Consider the following 17,702-nt stretch of genomic DNA (forward strand, 5'->3'; position numbering starts at 1 on the left):
TTGTTACCTCATTGTGTTACTATATATGATATAATGTGTTATACTAATATATAAATAAATCATGCTAGTGTACATGAGGGGGAACCGGAAATGGAAAGAAGTTTATCGATGGAGCTAGTCCGCGTAACAGAGGCGGCGGCACTAAATTCAGCTCGTTGGATGGGAAGAGGAAAGAAAGACGAAGCGGATGATGCAGCAACAACTGCGATGCGGGATGTTTTCAATACCATTCCCATGCAAGGAACGGTTGTAATCGGTGAAGGGGAAATGGATGAGGCGCCAATGCTTTATATTGGCGAAAAACTTGGAACTGGTCTTGGACCACTAGTGGATGTTGCGGTTGATCCATTAGAAGGAACGAACATCGTTGCATCTGGCGGCTGGAATGCATTGGCTGTATTGGCGATAGCCGATAAGGGGAACTTGCTTCATGCCCCGGATATGTATATGGATAAAATAGCAGTCGGACCCGAGGCAGTTGGTCAGATTGATATCAATGCTTCCGTGTTGGACAACCTGAAAGCGGTAGCCAAGGCAAAAAATAAAGATATCCAAGATGTGGTTGCAACAGTATTGAACCGCGATCGTCATTCCAAGATCATTCATGAACTTCGTGAGGCAGGGGCACGTATCAAGCTGATCAATGATGGAGATGTCGCAGGAGCGATAAATACGGCCTTCGATCTTACCGGTGTTGACATCTTATTCGGATCTGGCGGAGCTCCAGAGGGAGTCATTGCAGCCGTTGCCTTGAAATGCCTTGGAGGGGAAATTCAAGGTAAGCTCGTTCCACATACTGATGAAGAAGTGGAACGCTGTGGGAAAATGGGCCTTGAATTAGGAAAAGTCCTCAGAATGGAAGATCTTGTTCGCGGAGATGACGCAATTTTTGCTGCAACGGGTGTGACTGACGGAGAACTTTTACGCGGTGTACAATTTAAAGGGCATTACGGCGAAACGCAATCCGTAGTCATGCGTGCTAAATCTGGTACCGTTCGATTCATTGATGGGCGTCACAGTCTTAAGATTAAACCGAATGGTTTGATTGACTGATAGCGTTTTTTAGAAAAATCACTTTTAAAAAGCGAGCGGTTTCATCGCTCGCTTTCTCTTTAAAAAAATTTAAGTTGAATAATTAAAATAAAAAAAGTAAAATAAAGCTTGGTCTACTATTAATAATTTAAAATCTGCCCTTTCACTCCAAACTTCAAGAAGCCTTCAAATAATTTTCTTCTTTACATGTAAAAATGTATCATCCTTTCTAAGAAAACTCTGGTCGGGTACATGGATTGCGGTTTTTCTTCCATCTAACAAACCAATTCTTTTTCAGTATGGGTGAAAACGTTTAATTAATAAAAGTGTGGTGTCATAATGAATTTAACTATTTCTAATTTAGAAAACATGAAACTTAAGGATCTCTATGAGCACGCTCGTGAATATAAAGTTTCCTATTACAGCAAACTTTCCAAAAAGGAACTTATTTTCGCTATCCTGAAAGCGCAAGCTGAGCAGGACGGTCTCCTATTCATGGAGGGCGTTTTAGAGATCATCCCTTCAGAGGGCTTCGGTTTCCTGCGTCCAATTAATTATTCTCCAAGCTCGGAGGATATTTATATTTCGGCTTCACAGATCCGCAGATTCGATTTGCGAAATGGAGATAAAGTGTCCGGTAAGGTAAGGCCTCCAAAAGAAAACGAGCGCTATTATGGATTGCTGCATGTTGAAGCGGTCAATGGCGATAATCCGGAATCAGCTAAAGAGCGTGTCCACTTTCCAGGTTTAACACCGCTGTATCCTAACAGGCAAATTAAACTGGAAACGACACCGAAGAACTTATCGACCAGGATTATGGATGTCCTGGCACCGGTCGGTTTTGGACAGCGTGGTCTGATTGTTGCACCGCCAAAAGCCGGTAAAACGATGCTCATCAAGGAAATTGCCAATGCGATAACCACAAACCATCCCGAATCGGAATTGATTGTGCTGTTGATCGATGAACGCCCGGAAGAAGTGACAGACATTGAACGTTCCGTCGCTGGAGACGTGGTAAGTTCAACTTTCGATGAAGTGCCGGAAAACCATATCAAGGTGGCTGAGCTGGTGTTGGAACGAGCCATGCGCCTTGTGGAGCATAAACGGGATGTCATCATTTTAATGGACAGCATCACTCGCCTAGCCCGTGCTTACAACCTTGTCATTCCGCCGAGCGGACGTACACTGTCAGGGGGTATTGACCCTGCTGCATTCCATCGTCCGAAACGCTTTTTCGGTGCGGCGAGGAATATCGAGGAAGGCGGCAGCCTGACGATCCTTGCTACAGCATTGGTAGATACGGGTTCAAGAATGGATGATGTCATTTATGAAGAATTTAAAGGTACGGGCAATATGGAGCTGCATCTAGATCGTGCCCTTGCCGAAAGGCGGATCTTCCCGGCAATCGATATTCGTCGCTCAGGCACGCGTAAAGAAGAATTGCTAATTCCGAAAGATCGCCTGGATAAACTATGGGCCATCAGGAAAACGATGTCAGATTCGCCTGATTTCTCGGAGAAATTCCTTCGCCGTCTAAAACAGACAAAAGGCAATGAAGAATTTTTCAGTAAGCTGGATGAAGAGATGTCAGAAATGAAAAAGGGTCCAGCGAGCGTAAAACGTTCTTAAACCCTGTAAGAAACAAACAGTTGCACAACTAGTCTTAAGTTGTTATAATGAGTTCATGTGTTTTTACAATAAATGTGAGGGTGCTTTTCCCTCAACTTGAAGTATATAACTCTGTTTCGAATGATTCAGGGCATAAGGAGATGAAAAGAATGAAAACTGGAATTCATCCAAATTATAAGCTTTCAAAAGTAATTTGCTCTTGCGGAAACACTTTTGAAACTGGTTCAGTTAAAGAAGAGATCAAAGTTGAGACTTGTTCAGAGTGCCATCCATTCTATACTGGTCGTCAAAAATTCGCTGAAGCTGGCGGACGTGTTGATCGTTTCAACAAAAAATACGGTATTAAATAAGCCGGACTTTTTAAAAAACAGGCAAGTATTTTTCTTGCCTGTTTTTTCTTTTCCATAAACAAGTAAGAATTTATACAAAGCCAGGTCGACTTCAATTATGGCCAATGGATCGACAGGTGGAAGGGAGTAGCTGTTTCCATGTATGTAATGAAACAAACAGGCTGGATCGAGCTTATTTGCGGAAGCATGTTTTCAGGTAAATCTGAAGAATTGATTAAACGAGTCAGCCGTGCTCAATTTGCTAAAGAGCAGATAGCTGTATTTAAACCAGCTATTGATAATCGCTATGCGGAAGAGGCTGTCGTATCACACAATGGCTCTTCTGTGATGGCAAAACCGATTGCCCATTCAACGGATATTTTTAAGTATTTGGACAAGCCCTTGGATATCATTGCAATAGATGAAGTGCAATTTTTTGATCATGAAATTATCGGGGTTGCCCAGCATCTTGCGGACAGCGGTTATCGAGTGATTATGGCTGGACTCGATCAAGATTTCAGAGGTGAACCATTCGGCCCTATGCCTGTTCTATTATCGCTTGCAGAATCGGTGACTAAGCTGCAGGCAGTGTGTGAAGTATGCGGATCACCTGCGAGCAGGACACAGCGCTTGATAGATGGGGAGCCGGCCTCCTATGATGAGCCGATCATCCTTGTGGGTGCATCGGAATCGTACGAGCCCCGCTGCCGCCATCATCACGAAGTTCCGGGTAAGCAGGCTGTTGGGATTAAAGAACATATTTGAATGATGGTGCCCTATGATCCAATGAGATCACAGGGTGCTTTTTTTATGCGGAAAAGTTGAAAAAACTGTCGAGTTATTAAGGTGGCCTGACCAATACATGGAAGGGAAATAAAAGATAAATATTGCCCCATTTTGGGTAGGCTAACGAGGAAATGTTCTTCTTAACCAGTCAAAATGGAGGGAAAAAATATGAAATTAAAACTGCTTATCATGACGGCCTTTCTGCTTGCTGCACTAACGGCATGCGGTCAAAATGACAATGCAATAAATAATGATTCGGAATATGGAGATCAATCCCGGGATGGCAGGGTTGGCGATGGTTTAAATCAAGTATCCAATAAAGATTGGGATAATGAGGCGGAACGACCATCAGATCAGGTCCTCAACACACCGCATCACACATCCAATAATTCTCCATCCATGGGTCAGCAAATTGATGAAATCCGCGGGGGGATCGAATCGGAAACTAATTATGAGGCCGGTTCCGTTTGGTTTAATGGAAATACCATACACGTTACGGTCCATGATAAAGGCAAAATCAAGACCGAAAAAGAAAGAAAAAAGGAAATGCAGCGAATACAAGGCATGATAAACAGGGTTGTGCCTCAATATAATGTAGATGTCAAATTAAATAAGTAACGGCACGACATTTTTGAATCTCTTTGACGTTGATTATTCACCTATACTATAATTAACCTAGAAGTGAACTGAGCTGGGGCACTGAGCTACTTATTTATAGTAATAAGAGATGGATTACTTCCAATTCGTTTAAGAAGTTTTGGAAAATTTATGAGGTGAATAATTTGTTTGATCGTTTGCAAGCAGTAGAAGATAGATATGAAAGATTGAATGAACTATTAAGTGACCCGGAGATCATTAATGACTCCAAGAAGCTAAGGGAATATTCCAAGGAGCAATCCAGCATTCAAGAGACCGCGTCGACTTATAAAGAATATAAAGCGGTTCGTGAGCAACTTCAGGAAGCGAAGGCGATGCTGGAGGAGAAACTTGATGCGGAAATGCGTGAAATGGTAAAAGAGGAGATCAATGAACTTGATGAGACCATACAAGGCCTTGAGGATAAGCTGAAGATATTGCTTATTCCGAAAGACCCCAACGATGATAAAAACGTGATCATGGAGATCCGCGGTGCAGCTGGCGGAGATGAGGCGGCCTTATTTGCAGGCAGTCTATACCGGATGTATAGCCGTTTTGCCGAGGTGCAGGGCTGGCGGACTGAAGTCATTGAAGCAAATCCTACTGGGCTTGGCGGCTACAAGGAAATCATATTCATGATTAATGGCAATGGCGCTTATTCAAAGTTGAAATTCGAAAATGGAGCCCATCGCGTTCAGCGAGTACCTGAAACGGAATCAGGCGGTCGGATTCATACATCTACAGCAACGGTTGCCGTTTTACCTGAAGCTGAGGAAGTGGAAGTTGAAATCCATGATAAGGATATCCGTGTCGATACCTTTGCATCAAGCGGTCCTGGAGGGCAAAGTGTCAATACGACAATGTCAGCGGTGCGCTTGACTCATATTCCGACTAATACGGTTGTATCCTGTCAAGATGAAAAATCACAAATCAAGAACAAAGAAAAGGCAATGAAGGTTTTGCGTGCCAGGGTGTTCGATAAAATCAATCGCGAAATACAGGCGGAATATGATCAAAACAGGAAGCTGGCCGTTGGAACGGGCGATCGATCTGAAAGGATTCGGACTTATAACTTCCCGCAAAACCGCGTTACCGACCACCGCATTGGTTTAACGATTCAAAAACTGGATCAAATCATGGAAGGTAAACTGGATGAAGTCGTTGATGCATTAATCATGGAAGACCAATCTTCAAGGCTGGAAAATGCAGATGAATAATTCTGCCGTGAAAGTTTTTGAAGCCCTTAAATGGGCTTCTTCTTTTTTAAAGGAAAATGATCGTGATGCCAATGCTGGGGAAATCCTGTTACAGCACTTTTTAAAACAAACTCGCTCCCAAATGCTGGCCAACCTTCATGATGAGCTTAGTGAAGCGGATTTTGGGCAATTTAAGGACGCTATTGAGCTGCATGCTGAGGGGACGCCCATCCAATATATAATCGGCAGTGAAGAATTTTATGGACGGACCTTTTTTGTGAATGAAGAAGTGCTCATACCGAGACCGGAAACAGAAGAATTGATTTATTATACATTACGTAAACTCCCGGCGATTTTTATGGAGGGACAGAAGCTCCGTTTAGTTGATATTGGGACTGGCAGCGGCGCAATTGCCATAACGATGAAACTTGAAAAATCAAACCTGATGGTGACGGCCACGGATATAGCGCAACCATCGCTTGAGGTGGCGAGGAAAAATGCCGAATCACTTGGTGCCGAAGTGGAGTTCATGCAAGGTGATTTGCTTTCGCCTTTCATGAATATAAACGAGAAGGTGGACATTCTTTTATCGAATCCGCCATATATACCAGAAGATGATCATAAATCCATGTCAGTGGTCGTGACTGGTCATGAACCACACCGTGCGTTGTTTGCCGGTATCGATGGGCTGGATTTTTACCGCCGCTTTATGGAACAGTTACCTTTGGTGATGAAGGTGCCTGGACTGATCGGTTTTGAAGTGGGTGCAGGACAGGGGGCGGCGGTTGCCGATTTATTGAAGCGAACCTTTCCTGCCGCGGAAGTATCCATCATAAATGACATTAATGAAAAAGATCGAATGGTCTTTGCTGAATTAAAATGATCCGTCTCCCTTATGTGAGACGGTTTTTTTAGGGACAGCACCCTCATTATCCTTTGGAATCTATATTTCCAGCTATCAACTTTTTTTGTTTTTACTAGTTTAAGATAGCTGAAAAATGGTGAGACTGATTCATGTGAGGGGGCGAAGGCGATGAAAACTAAACATTTAGCCATTATTTATCTATTAATCTTAACTATAGGAACGATCGTAAGTATATATATGCCTAAAGCGGAGATGGTCGGTGCAGAAGATACAAAGGTAATCCCGGATGAGGCGATTCGGCTGCGGATACTCGCCAATAGTGATAAAGAAGAGGACCAAGCGGTTAAACGACTGATTAGGGATAAGGTAAATGAAGATATCACAAAGTGGGTCGCTGAGCTTACTTCTTTGGATGAGGCGAGGGATGTGATCACCTCGCATCTGCCGGATATCCAGGCGACGGCTGAGGCGGTAATAAAGGAACAGGGTTTGGAGCAGTCGGTGAAAGTGGATTTTGGACAAGCTGAATTTCCGACAAAGCTGTACGGGCAGTATTTATATCCGGCAGGGGAATATGAAGCAGTGATTATCACGCTTGGTGAAGGGGACGGCGCTAATTGGTGGTGTGTGTTATTTCCCCCATTGTGTTTCTTGGATTTTTCAAATGGGACGGCTGTAAGTCAAAGTCCGATTGTCGAGGATGAAGAGGAAGGTTCCTTGACTTCGGAAGGGACGGCGTATGCTGCAACGAATGAAGAAAGTGAACCTGTAGCGGAGGAAGTAGTTGAAGAAGAAGTGCTGGCTGAAAAGGAAAAAAGGCCGGAGGAAGTAGTTGAAGAAGAGGTAATCGAGGAGAGTGTAAAAGAGGAAGCACCGGAAGTAAAGGTAAAAGAAGAGGTTGTAGAGCCAGAGGTAAAAGAAGAAGTGGCAGTGAAAGATAAGAAACAAGTGACAGATGAAGTCATTGAAGGGAAAGCTGAAGAAAACAAGGTTGAACTTGCGGCATCCAATGAAAAAGGTCAACAATTATATGAAGGGGAAAAGGAGCCTGAGGTGGAAGTGAAGTCCTTGTTTGCAGAAATCTTCAATGATCTATTTTAAGGAGGGGGCAGAGTCCCTCTTCTTTAAATTCAGATAATTTTAAAAACATATCCACAGGGTTATTAACAAAAAATCAAAAAAGTCTGTCATTAATCATTAATATCCACAAACTTATCCACGGATTCGATGTAGTTATCCCCAATTTGTGGATAACACTTGAAATATGTGTATACTTCTTTTATACTTTCAAAGTATCTTTTAAGTGGAATTCGTACGTTAAATTGAAAAAACCGTTCATATTAAAGCGATTATATAAAATAAGAAATGTTAAAAGGCGATGGTGTTCAAGATGAAAACAAAAATTTGGTCAGTGGATAAAAATGTGGATAATTTACAAAGTTATCCCCAGATTATACAATCAGCTGAATTATTAAAGGCTAATCAAGTGGTTGCTTTTCCTACAGAGACCGTTTATGGACTCGGCGCGAATGCCAAAAATGACGAGGCGGTCAAAAAAGTGTTCGAAGCAAAGGGGCGTCCGAGTGATAATCCTTTAATCGTTCATATAGCCTCCGATGACCAGTTGTCGGGTATTGTTGAAGAGATTCCGGAACAGGCCCGGAAGCTAATGGCAGAATTTTGGCCGGGTCCTTTGACTTTGATCATGAAACGGAAACCGGGCCAGCTATCGAATCTTGTGACAGCTGGATTGGACACGGTGGCTGTCAGGATGCCGGATCATCAGGTTGCCCTTGGCCTTATTCGTGCGAGTGGTTTGCCCATTGCGGCTCCAAGTGCAAATACTTCCGGGAAACCAAGCCCCACTTCAGCAAAACATGTTGAAGATGACTTGATGGGCCGGATTGCAGGTATAGTCGATGGCGGGAATACAGGTGTGGGCGTGGAATCCACAGTACTGGATTGCACTGTGGAAGTCCCTGTTATTTTAAGGCCTGGCGGGGTGACCCTGGAACAGCTTGAAGCGGTAATTGGGGAAGTCAGGCAAGATGTCGATTTGAAGAATCAGGAAACGGCGCCAAAGGCTCCGGGCATGAAATATACCCACTATGCTCCAAAGGCCCCTCTATTTTTAGTCAAGGGTAATCAAGCTTTCCTTCAGAAGCTTGTGGATGAAAAAAGAAGTGACGGGTTAAAGGTGGGCATCATTACGGCTCATGAACATCAACAGGATTATAAGGCGGATTATGTGGTTGTCCCAGGTTCACTAGCCGATTTACATACAGTTGCGACAGGCTTATATGATGCCTTAAGACAGTTTGACGAGCTGGAGGTCGATGTCATTTTTAGTGAAATGTTTCCTGACCATGGAATAGGGGCTGCGGTCATGAACCGGCTTGAGAAGGCAGCAGGTCATCAAATCATCAAGGAACATGTGTAATAAGGACTGATTTATCCTTCTATTTCTTTTCGGACATGCATAACATGTAGTAGGCACGTCCGAGGGGGATTGGAATGAATACATTTGCTGGAGAAATCATCACCTTATTGCTAATGGCCTTCGCTTTGGGAATGGATGCCTTTTCAGTGGGCCTTGGAATGGGAATGTTTAAGCTAAGGTTGAGGCAAATTCTGTTTATAGGTTTGACAGTCGGCATTTTTCATATTTGGATGCCCTTGCTAGGAATGGGGGCAGGCCGTTTCATTTCAGAAAAATTCGGGACCTTCGCTACATACGCCGGCGGTCTATTGTTGATCATTCTTGGTATACAGATGTTTATTCCTGGTAAAAAGGATGGAGCTGGTGCCATGCAAAATAAGATGCTGGCTCCTGTCGGGAAAGGTTTAATCATTTTTGCTTTAGGGGTAAGCCTGGATAGCTTCTCGGTAGGGTTGACTCTGGGGATTTACGGTGCCAAAACGATTTTAACGGTTCTTTGTTTTGGGTTTGCCGCCACTCTATTAACGTGGGCGGGGCTTTTACTGGGTAGAAAAATGCAGGGTTTGCTTGGCGTGTATAGTGAGATTCTTGGCGGAAGCATTCTGTGTGCGTTTGGATTGAAACTATTGTTCTCTTTTTGATCCGCCTGAATTCATATCATTCCTACCTCAACTGTTCCGATTAACGGAGCGGTTTTTATTTTTCTTCGGACAAAATGACAGTGATTTTTTGACTATAATAAACGGGCGATAGCTTATAATGAATAAAAAAGGAGGCGTTAAAATGATCCGAGTATTATTTGTATGTACAGGTAACACATGCCGAAGCCCGATGGCAGAAGCGATATTGAAAAACAAGAATATTGCGGGTGTTGAAGTGAAGTCCGCAGGCGTGTATGCTTCGACAGGTCAGGATGCTTCAATGCATGCTAAAAATGTATTGGTTGAAAATGACATAGTGCATAATCATCATTCAACGCCTTTATCCGCGAAGGAAATGGAGTGGGCGACTCATATCTTCACCATGACGGAAGGACATAAATCGGCCATTACCCGTTCATATCCCCAAATGATCGATAAGACCTTTACTTTAAAAGAATTCATTCTCGGCGATAAATATGATAGAGATATAATGGATCCGTTCGGCGGTTCTGAAGGCATTTATCGGGAAACGTTCAGAGAGCTGCAGGAATTGATAGATGAATTAGTCAAAAGGCTTAAAAATTGAACTGGGGTACATAATGTGGCCGCTGGGGTAAAAGATATTACTAAGCTTGGTATAGGATCAAGGCAGCATTGGCTGCCATTGCAGAATAAGCATCTGCTGGAGCGGAAGAAGTGTCGGCTGTCAAAAGCGAACAAGGGGCAGTCATGGAAAATGTCGAAACATCGTCAATGGAACTTAAAGCGGAAGCGGAAAAGTTGAACAGGACCATTACCCGCTAGCAGGAAACCAGAGTAGGTTTCCTGCTTCTTTGCGGGGAAAAGGATGGACATCCTTTATCTTTTCATAATTTTGTGACACAATAAAATCAAATGAAAAAGCTAGAGGAGGATTATGATGAAAGTTGCGATTGCTTCGGATCATGGTGGTATACATATCCGTGAAGAAATAAAGAATTTATTGAATGAGTTACAGATTCCATTTGAGGACTTTGGCTGTGAATGCAGTACGTCGGTGGATTATCCTGATTATGCCTTGCCGGTTGCTGAAAAAGTGGCACGGGGTGAGTTCGATCGGGGCATTTTAATCTGTGGAACTGGAATCGGAATGAGCATTGCTGCCAATAAGGTCAAAGGAATAAGATGTGCATTGGTTCATGATGTCTATAGTGCGAAATTGACCCGTCAGCATAATGATACCAATATGTTAGCGATGGGGGAACGTGTCATTGGCCCGGGGCTAGCCAGGGAAATTGCCCAAACGTGGCTGACTTCGGAATTTGAGGGCGGGCGCCATCAAAACAGGATTGGTAAGATTGCGGAGTACGAAGGTAAGCACAGCTAATTCTTTTGGTTTTTGGAGAGTTCCGATAGTAAGTTTTCTTATTGAAAGGATGCGTTTTCATGACAAGTGATGCTACATTTTCAAATGAGCTTGAGATGTGGGAAAACCAGTTTCGGGAACTTTTATACGAGTTCCAAGAACAGACGGCTTTAAAAGAGAAACAGCTACTGGTCATCGGCTGCAGTACAAGTGAAGTGATCGGGAAAAGGATCGGGACTGAAGGGACGCTCGATGTTGCTGGGATGATTTTTTCCGTAGTGAGGGATTTTCAAGGAAAAACGGGTGTTCAGGTTGCATATCAATGTTGTGAGCATCTAAACAGGGCCTTGGTTTTACAAAGGGAAACCGCGATTCGTTATGGTTATGAAGAAGTTTCGGTCGTACCTGTAAGAACAGCTGGTGGATCGATGGCGACGTACGCCTATCAGCAATGGAAAGATGCAGTCGTCGTTGAGCATATCAAAGCGGATGCGGGGATAGATATTGGAGACACATTCATTGGTATGCATCTGAAGCATGTTGCGGTTCCGATTCGCTCTGCCATTAAAGAAATAGGACATGCACATGTGACGATGGCAAAAGCCCGCCCGAAACTGATTGGCGGGGAGCGTGCAGTTTATCGGGACCTCTCTGAAAACAAAAGTTGTACTTAATGGGTAAGTAAGACAGCATTTCTCGGATGGGGAATGCTGTTTTTTAATTAAGGCGGGCAAAATCGTAACGCTCAAGGTAAAGGATCAAAAGAAAAAACTTTCCTTTATAGTGCTAATAGAATAGTGATTTCGCTCTTGTAATATAAGGTGAAAGAGCTATTTACCATAATTCTGATGTTAAATACGAACATTTTTAAATGAAAAAACATTTAATGTTCGATAAAATTAGACTATCACTTCTAAATTAGACATGTTAAAATGGAGTAGAATTTTCTAATAACTATTGATATGGCTTTTTCATGCTTTTTGAAGGCATGTTGCACATAAATACTAAAAAGCGAATCACGCACAATTTAAGGAGGAATTACGGAATGAATCGTTTAGCAAAGCAAGATGAGCAAGTGTTTAACGCAATTCAACTGGAATTAGGGCGTCAAAGAAGTAAAATTGAGCTTATTGCTTCTGAAAACTTCGTGAGTGAAGCTGTCATGGAAGCGCAAGGATCGGTCTTGACTAATAAGTATGCAGAAGGATACCCTGGAAAACGTTACTATGGCGGATGTGAGTATGTAGACATCGTTGAAGATCTAGCACGTGAGCGTGCGAAAGAAATTTTCGGAGGCGAGTATGTGAACGTACAGCCTCACTCTGGAGCTCAAGCCAATATGGCCGTTTACTTTACAGTGCTTCAAACTGGCGACACAGTGCTTGGGATGAACCTTTCGCATGGTGGTCACTTAACACATGGAAGTCCAGTAAACTTCAGTGGTGTTAACTACAACTTTGTTGAATATGGTGTAGACGAAAAAGATCACCGTATCGATTACAATGATGTATTGGAAAAAGCGCGTCAACACAAACCTAAATTGATCGTAGCGGGTGCAAGTGCATATCCACGGGAAATCGACTTCAAGCGATTCCGTGAAATTGCGGATGAAGTCGGGGCATATTTAATGGTCGACATGGCGCATATTGCAGGTTTAGTTGCGGCTGGATTACATCAAAGTCCAATTCCTTATGCTGACTTTGTTACAACAACTACTCATAAAACACTTCGCGGACCACGCGGCGGGATGATCATCTGTAAAGAAGAATTCGGTAAGAAGATCGATAAATCCATCTTCCCTGGAATTCAAGGCGGTCCTTTGATGCATGTAATATCAGCTAAGGCTGTTGCATTCGGCGAAGCGCTTCAAGATGATTTTAAAGTATATGCTCAACAAATCATCGACAATGCTAAACGCTTGGGTGAAGGTTTGAAGAAAGAAGGGTTCACTCTTGTTTCTGATGGAACGGACAATCACTTGATTCTTCTTGATGTACGCTCTACAGGGTTAACGGGAAAAATCGCAGAGCATGTTTTGGATGAAATCGGTATTACCGTGAACAAAAATGCGATTCCTTATGACCCGGAAAAACCATTCGTTACCAGCGGTATACGTATTGGGACTGCGGCAGTGACATCACGTGGCTTCGGATTGGAAGACATGGATGAAATAGCTGCTATCATCGGACTTGTATTGAAAAATAATGAAGACGCAGCTAAGCTTGAAGAAGCAAAACAGCGTGTTGAATCATTAGCGAACAAATTTGAATTATATCCTTCATTGTAATATCGGGCCGCTCCCTTTAAAGGGAGCGGTTTTTTCATTTATGGAAGTCGGTGTGTTAGAAGAATCCGAATAGTGAAAATAGGTCTGACAACTAAACCTTTATTGAAGATTGAAACGTTTTTCTGTAAAATAGGTTGAAGTGAAATTTAAAAGACACGAAAATTTTTCTATTCGATTAGGGAAATCATAAAAAAGCGCAAAACTAAGCAATGGAATTGGAGAGATGCCAAATGGGAAAAGTTTATGTTTTCGATCACCCGTTAATTCAACACAAATTAGCCTATATACGTGATATAAATACAGGAACAAAAGAATTCCGTGAACTAGTGGATGAAGTTGCATCATTGATGGCATTTGAAATCACGAGGGATATGCCGCTGGAAGAAGTGGAAATCCAAACGCCTGTAAGCACAGCGAAAGTGAAAATGCTTTCTGGTAAAAAAGTGGGAATCGTCCCGATTTTACGTGCGGGCATAGGGATGGTGGACGGAATCATTAAGCTGATTCCTGCTGCAAAGGTCGGACATGTTGGACTTTACCGTGATCCTGAAACATTGAAACCGGTTGAATATTATGCGAAGATGCCAAGTGACTTGGCAGAAAGGGAATGCATTGTCGTTGACCCGATGCTAGCCACTGGCGGATCAGCCATCGAAGCGATCCATTCCATTAAAAAACGCGGTGCAGTCAATATTAAATTCATGTGTTTGATTGCTGCTCCAGAGGGTGTGGAAGCTTTAAAAGAAGCTCATCCTGATGTTGATATCTATATTGCGGGTCTTGACGAAAAACTGAATGAACATGGTTATATCGTTCCGGGTCTTGGAGACGCAGGAGATCGTTTATTCGGCACAAAATAAGGAAAGAAACTGAGGTGTCACGAATGAACAAACCGATTAAAGTCATGACCATTTTCGGGACGAGACCAGAAGCTGTCAAAATGGCTCCCTTAGTACTCGAATTTCAAAAACACCCAGAATATTTCAAGCCGATCGTTGCTGTCACGGCTCAGCATCGCCAAATGTTAGATCAAGTTCTCGAACTATTTTCCATACAGCCGGATTATGACTTGGACATAATGAAGGAAAGGCAAACGCTTGCTGACATTACAACAAGAGCATTGAATGGTCTTGATTCCGTAATGAAGGAAGCTAAACCAGATATTGTTCTCGTTCATGGTGATACAACCACAACGTTTGTTGCCAGTCTGGCAGCTTTTTATAATCAAATTGTCATTGGGCATGTAGAAGCGGGGCTGCGCACATGGAATAAGTATTCCCCCTATCCGGAAGAGATGAATCGACAGCTTACGGGTACGATGGCGGATTTGCATTTTGCGCCGACTTCGAAAGCCGAGGAGAATCTGCTGAACGAGAACAAGAAGGATAATATCTTCGTGACGGGAAATACGGCAACGGATGCTTTAAAAACGACTGTAAGGTCGACATATTCCCATCCGGTTTTAAATGGACTTGGAGAAGACAGGCTCATTTTGCTTACCGCCCATCGCAGGGAAAATCTAGGGGAACCCATGAGGAATATCTTCAGGGCCGTTAAGAGAATCATTGTTGAGCATGATGATGTTCAAGTGGTATATCCTGTCCATTTGAATCCGCTTGTTCAAGAATTGGCAAACGAAGTTCTCGGGGACGATCCGCGGGTTCACTTGATCGAACCGCTGGATGTATTGGATTTCCATAACTTCGCTTCTAGAGCCTTTCTGATTTTGACTGATTCTGGAGGAATCCAGGAAGAGGCACCGTCACTTGGTGTACCAGTCCTGGTTTTAAGGGATACGACCGAACGTCCTGAGGGGATTACGGCTGGAACCTTAAGATTGGCAGGTACTGATGAACAAACCATATATGATTTGGCACATGAATTGCTCACCGATCAAGAGGTGCACGAAAAAATGTCCAAAGCTTCAAATCCATATGGGGACGGAAATGCTTCGGTCCGCATAGCTGAAGCCATCCGTTACTATTTTAAGCAAGTGAATATGCCGCCAACTAGATTTGAACCATAAAAGAGGAAAAGCCATGCGCTTTTCCTTTTTTTATTTGCATACTCCAAGGTTGTTGAGAAAAGATAACTGCTAAGGGGATGATTATGTTGGGAAAGAAAACGTTCATAGTGTTTGTTTTCCTTTTTATATTTATTTATCAATATGAAAAGGGCTTTGCAAAAGTCATTCTGCCGCCTTTACCAAAACTATCTGAATCTAAGGAAGTAACGGTTGTTGTCACGATGGATAAGGCGTTTAATCGAAAAAAGATCGAAAAACTGCTTGAAAAATATCCATCTCTTCAATTACGGAATGTTTATTCGGTTGCCCTGGATGGATTTTCCCTTCAAGGGAAAATGAATGAAATAGAACAACTTAAAAAGGAGGGTGGAATTCAGGCAGTAACGGAAGTATCCGTTTATCAAGCCGTGTTGGATAAAAGTGTCCCATACATAGGAGGAGACAGGGTCAGGGGTTTCTTTGATAAGGAGAATCGCCGGATCACCGGGAAAGGGATAAAGGTAGGGATAATCGATACTGGCATCGATTATACTCATCCAGATTTGCAACGAGCTTATAAAGGAGGTAAGGATCTGGTTGATGGTGATGCAGATCCGATGGAAACCAAAAATCAAGGCGACCTGGATACATTGCATGGCACTCATGTGGCGGGCATCATTGCAGCCAATGGAAAAATGAAAGGTGTCGCACCTGAAGCGGAGATTTACGCATATCGAGCATTGGGGCCAGGCGGTTCTGGAGATACTGATCAAGTGTTGACGGCCATTGAGTCAGCCATGAAGGATAAGGTGGATGTATTGAACCTCTCTCTAGGTAATAACGTCAATGGTCCTGATTTACCTATCTCCCTTGCATTGAATAAAGCTGTGGAAAGCGGCATTGTTGCCGTGACATCAAACGGGAATTCCGGTCCGGCTGTATGGACCGTCGGTTCACCCGGTACAGCGGAAAAAGCGATTTCCGTTGGGGCTTCGACTCCGCCCTTAAGAGTGCCGTATATGATTTACGGACTTGGATCAAAAAAGCATCAATCGCATTTAACCTTGTTTCAAGGCTCTAAAAAATGGAACCTGACGTTTTCCGAGGATGTCATATATGGGGGACTGGGTAATAAAAAGGACCTAAAGAATGTTCGGGATAAGATTGTGTTGTTGGAACGTGGCACACTTACCTTCCAGCAGAAAGTATCCAATGCAGAAAAGGCGGGTGCGAAGGGGGTAATTGTTTTTAATAATACGAGCGGGACCTTTACTGGAAGCTTGGAAAAAGAAATGAACATCCCGGCTTCTTCTATTAATAGAAGAGATGGATTGCAGCTCAAGCAAATCATGGAGCAAGGGCAGAGCAAAACCGTTCAATTTGTTTATAAGAACGAGCAGGATAGGCTCGCGGATTTTAGCTCCAGGGGACCGGTAACCGTATCATGGGGAATAAAGCCTGACGTATTGGCACCGGGAGTGGAAATTGAAAGCACCATTCCTAAAGGATATATGTCCCTGGATGGAACAAGTATGTCCGCACCGCATGTTGCAGGAGCATGCGCCTTAATCCTGCAAAAACACCCGGAGTGGACTCCTGATCAAGTCAAATCTGCATTGATGAGCACTTCCAAGCCATTGAGGAAAACAGCAAATCAATTGTATCACACATATGAACAGGGGGCTGGGCGCATCCAGGTCGACGAAGCGTTAAAAGCGGATACGCTCTTGAACCCAAGCTCATTGTCTTTTGGGATGTATACAAAAAAAGAAGGAATTGAAGAGCATCATGAAACCATAGTCATAGAAAATACCGGTACGGAAATGAGGAAGTACTCATTCATGGTCCCATTAAAAGAGACGGGACTCACTTGGGAATTGCCGAAATCCCTTACTTTGAAACCGAAGGAAAAGAAACGGATAAAAGTCGGATTGCAGGTCAACCCAGCCAAGCTTAAAAAGGGAGTCTTTGATGGATACCTCATTATAATGGAAGGAACCAAAAGAATATCCCTTCCTTATTTATATGTAAAAGAAGAGCCTGATTATCCAAGGATAATGGGATTTGATTTTGGTCAAGGGGACCAGGAAGGCACATATCGATACGAAATGTATCTTCCGCGCGGGGCTGAAGAATTCGGTATTGCCCTTTATGAGGAAGATAGCTTGAAATTCGCTGGATATTTGGATTGGTCCAGATCGGCTCCTTCCGGTTTGATCAAAAAAGATGTATTGAAAAAGGACTTGCCTCCTAAAGGAGTGTATAAAGCAATAATCTTTGCAAGAAGGGGCGGAAGGGAAGATCGGATAGAAAAGACGTTACTTATTGAGTGAACAGAGGCTAATAAGTAAAATAAAACGGATGTCAATAGAAGAAAAAAGATAATTTGTGAACAATTCGTTAATAATTACAAACCTGTGACAAATTTCACTAACCACTCATTGACAATGATTCTAGCCTATTGTATGCTAACTAAGGATGTAAAATGAGAGGGGTTTCATACGTTAATAA

The 17,702-nt window shown here is 43.0% G+C and carries 17 protein-coding genes; all 17 read left to right on the plus strand.

The window, feature by feature from the left end; genetic code table 11:
• Positions 1 to 90 precede the first annotated feature (90 nt).
• The gene (glpX, locus tag OTG27_RS00860) at positions 91 to 1,053 is read left to right on the plus strand and encodes a class II fructose-bisphosphatase (protein ID WP_034315852.1); all 963 of its coding nucleotides are present in this window, start codon (positions 91 to 93) and stop codon (positions 1,051 to 1,053) included.
• A gap of 318 nt (positions 1,054 to 1,371) precedes the next feature.
• The gene (rho, locus tag OTG27_RS00865) at positions 1,372 to 2,661 is read left to right on the plus strand and encodes a transcription termination factor Rho (protein WP_034315849.1); all 1,290 of its coding nucleotides are present in this window, start codon (positions 1,372 to 1,374) and stop codon (positions 2,659 to 2,661) included.
• A 149-nt stretch (positions 2,662 to 2,810) separates the two neighbouring features.
• Positions 2,811 to 3,011 carry a 50S ribosomal protein L31 gene (rpmE, locus tag OTG27_RS00870; RefSeq protein ID WP_034315847.1) on the plus strand — a complete coding sequence of 67 codons (201 nt, stop codon included), beginning with the start codon at positions 2,811 to 2,813 and terminating at the stop codon, positions 3,009 to 3,011.
• A 138-nt stretch (positions 3,012 to 3,149) separates the two neighbouring features.
• Entirely contained in the window at positions 3,150 to 3,755 is a 606-nt protein-coding gene (locus tag OTG27_RS00875) for a thymidine kinase (protein WP_034315845.1), read from the plus strand.
• 189 nt (positions 3,756 to 3,944) lie between these two features.
• Entirely contained in the window at positions 3,945 to 4,394 is a 450-nt protein-coding gene (locus OTG27_RS00880; RefSeq protein WP_268935975.1) for a hypothetical protein, read from the plus strand.
• 164 nt (positions 4,395 to 4,558) lie between these two features.
• On the plus strand, positions 4,559 to 5,629 hold the full coding sequence (gene prfA / locus OTG27_RS00885) for a peptide chain release factor 1 (protein ID WP_048683507.1): 1,071 nt from the start codon (positions 4,559 to 4,561) through the stop codon (positions 5,627 to 5,629).
• Positions 5,622 to 6,491 (plus strand): peptide chain release factor N(5)-glutamine methyltransferase, encoded by an 870-nt coding sequence (gene prmC / locus OTG27_RS00890; protein WP_307729971.1) that lies wholly within the window; start codon positions 5,622 to 5,624, stop codon positions 6,489 to 6,491. The genes prfA and prmC overlap by 8 nt, the downstream gene beginning before the upstream one ends.
• 150 nt (positions 6,492 to 6,641) lie before the next feature.
• Complete coding sequence (gene spoIIR / locus OTG27_RS00895; RefSeq protein WP_268935976.1) at positions 6,642 to 7,574, plus strand: stage II sporulation protein R; 933 nt, start codon at positions 6,642 to 6,644, stop codon at positions 7,572 to 7,574.
• Positions 7,575 to 7,863: 289 nt separating this feature from the next.
• Positions 7,864 to 8,913 (plus strand): L-threonylcarbamoyladenylate synthase, encoded by a 1,050-nt coding sequence (locus OTG27_RS00900; protein WP_268935977.1) that lies wholly within the window; start codon positions 7,864 to 7,866, stop codon positions 8,911 to 8,913.
• A gap of 74 nt (positions 8,914 to 8,987) precedes the next feature.
• On the plus strand, positions 8,988 to 9,554 hold the full coding sequence (locus OTG27_RS00905; RefSeq protein ID WP_048685870.1) for a manganese efflux pump MntP: 567 nt from the start codon (positions 8,988 to 8,990) through the stop codon (positions 9,552 to 9,554).
• A 142-nt stretch (positions 9,555 to 9,696) separates the two neighbouring features.
• The gene (locus OTG27_RS00910) at positions 9,697 to 10,140 is read left to right on the plus strand and encodes a low molecular weight protein arginine phosphatase (RefSeq protein ID WP_048685867.1); all 444 of its coding nucleotides are present in this window, start codon (positions 9,697 to 9,699) and stop codon (positions 10,138 to 10,140) included.
• A 333-nt stretch (positions 10,141 to 10,473) separates the two neighbouring features.
• Positions 10,474 to 10,920, plus strand: coding sequence for a ribose 5-phosphate isomerase B (gene rpiB / locus OTG27_RS00915; RefSeq protein WP_034315832.1), 447 nt, complete (start codon positions 10,474 to 10,476; stop codon positions 10,918 to 10,920).
• A gap of 59 nt (positions 10,921 to 10,979) precedes the next feature.
• Positions 10,980 to 11,573 carry a TIGR01440 family protein gene (locus OTG27_RS00920; RefSeq protein WP_268935978.1) on the plus strand — a complete coding sequence of 198 codons (594 nt, stop codon included), beginning with the start codon at positions 10,980 to 10,982 and terminating at the stop codon, positions 11,571 to 11,573.
• A gap of 371 nt (positions 11,574 to 11,944) precedes the next feature.
• Positions 11,945 to 13,186 carry a serine hydroxymethyltransferase gene (locus OTG27_RS00925; protein ID WP_053536892.1) on the plus strand — a complete coding sequence of 414 codons (1,242 nt, stop codon included), beginning with the start codon at positions 11,945 to 11,947 and terminating at the stop codon, positions 13,184 to 13,186.
• A gap of 230 nt (positions 13,187 to 13,416) precedes the next feature.
• A complete protein-coding gene (gene upp, locus OTG27_RS00930) occupies positions 13,417 to 14,046 on the plus strand; it encodes a uracil phosphoribosyltransferase (RefSeq protein ID WP_034315825.1) in 630 nt (209 codons plus the stop codon).
• Positions 14,047 to 14,069: 23 nt separating this feature from the next.
• Positions 14,070 to 15,212 carry a non-hydrolyzing UDP-N-acetylglucosamine 2-epimerase gene (wecB, locus tag OTG27_RS00935; RefSeq protein ID WP_063574650.1) on the plus strand — a complete coding sequence of 381 codons (1,143 nt, stop codon included), beginning with the start codon at positions 14,070 to 14,072 and terminating at the stop codon, positions 15,210 to 15,212.
• Positions 15,213 to 15,295: 83 nt separating this feature from the next.
• Positions 15,296 to 17,524, plus strand: a complete 2,229-nt coding sequence (locus OTG27_RS00940; RefSeq protein ID WP_307729972.1) for a S8 family serine peptidase — start codon at positions 15,296 to 15,298, stop codon at positions 17,522 to 17,524.
• The last annotated feature ends 178 nt before the right edge of the window (positions 17,525 to 17,702 follow it).

It is taken from the genome of Peribacillus sp. AS_2 (genome assembly GCF_026891895.1).
Taxonomy (GTDB): Bacteria; Bacillota; Bacilli; order Bacillales; family DSM-1321; genus Peribacillus; species Peribacillus frigoritolerans.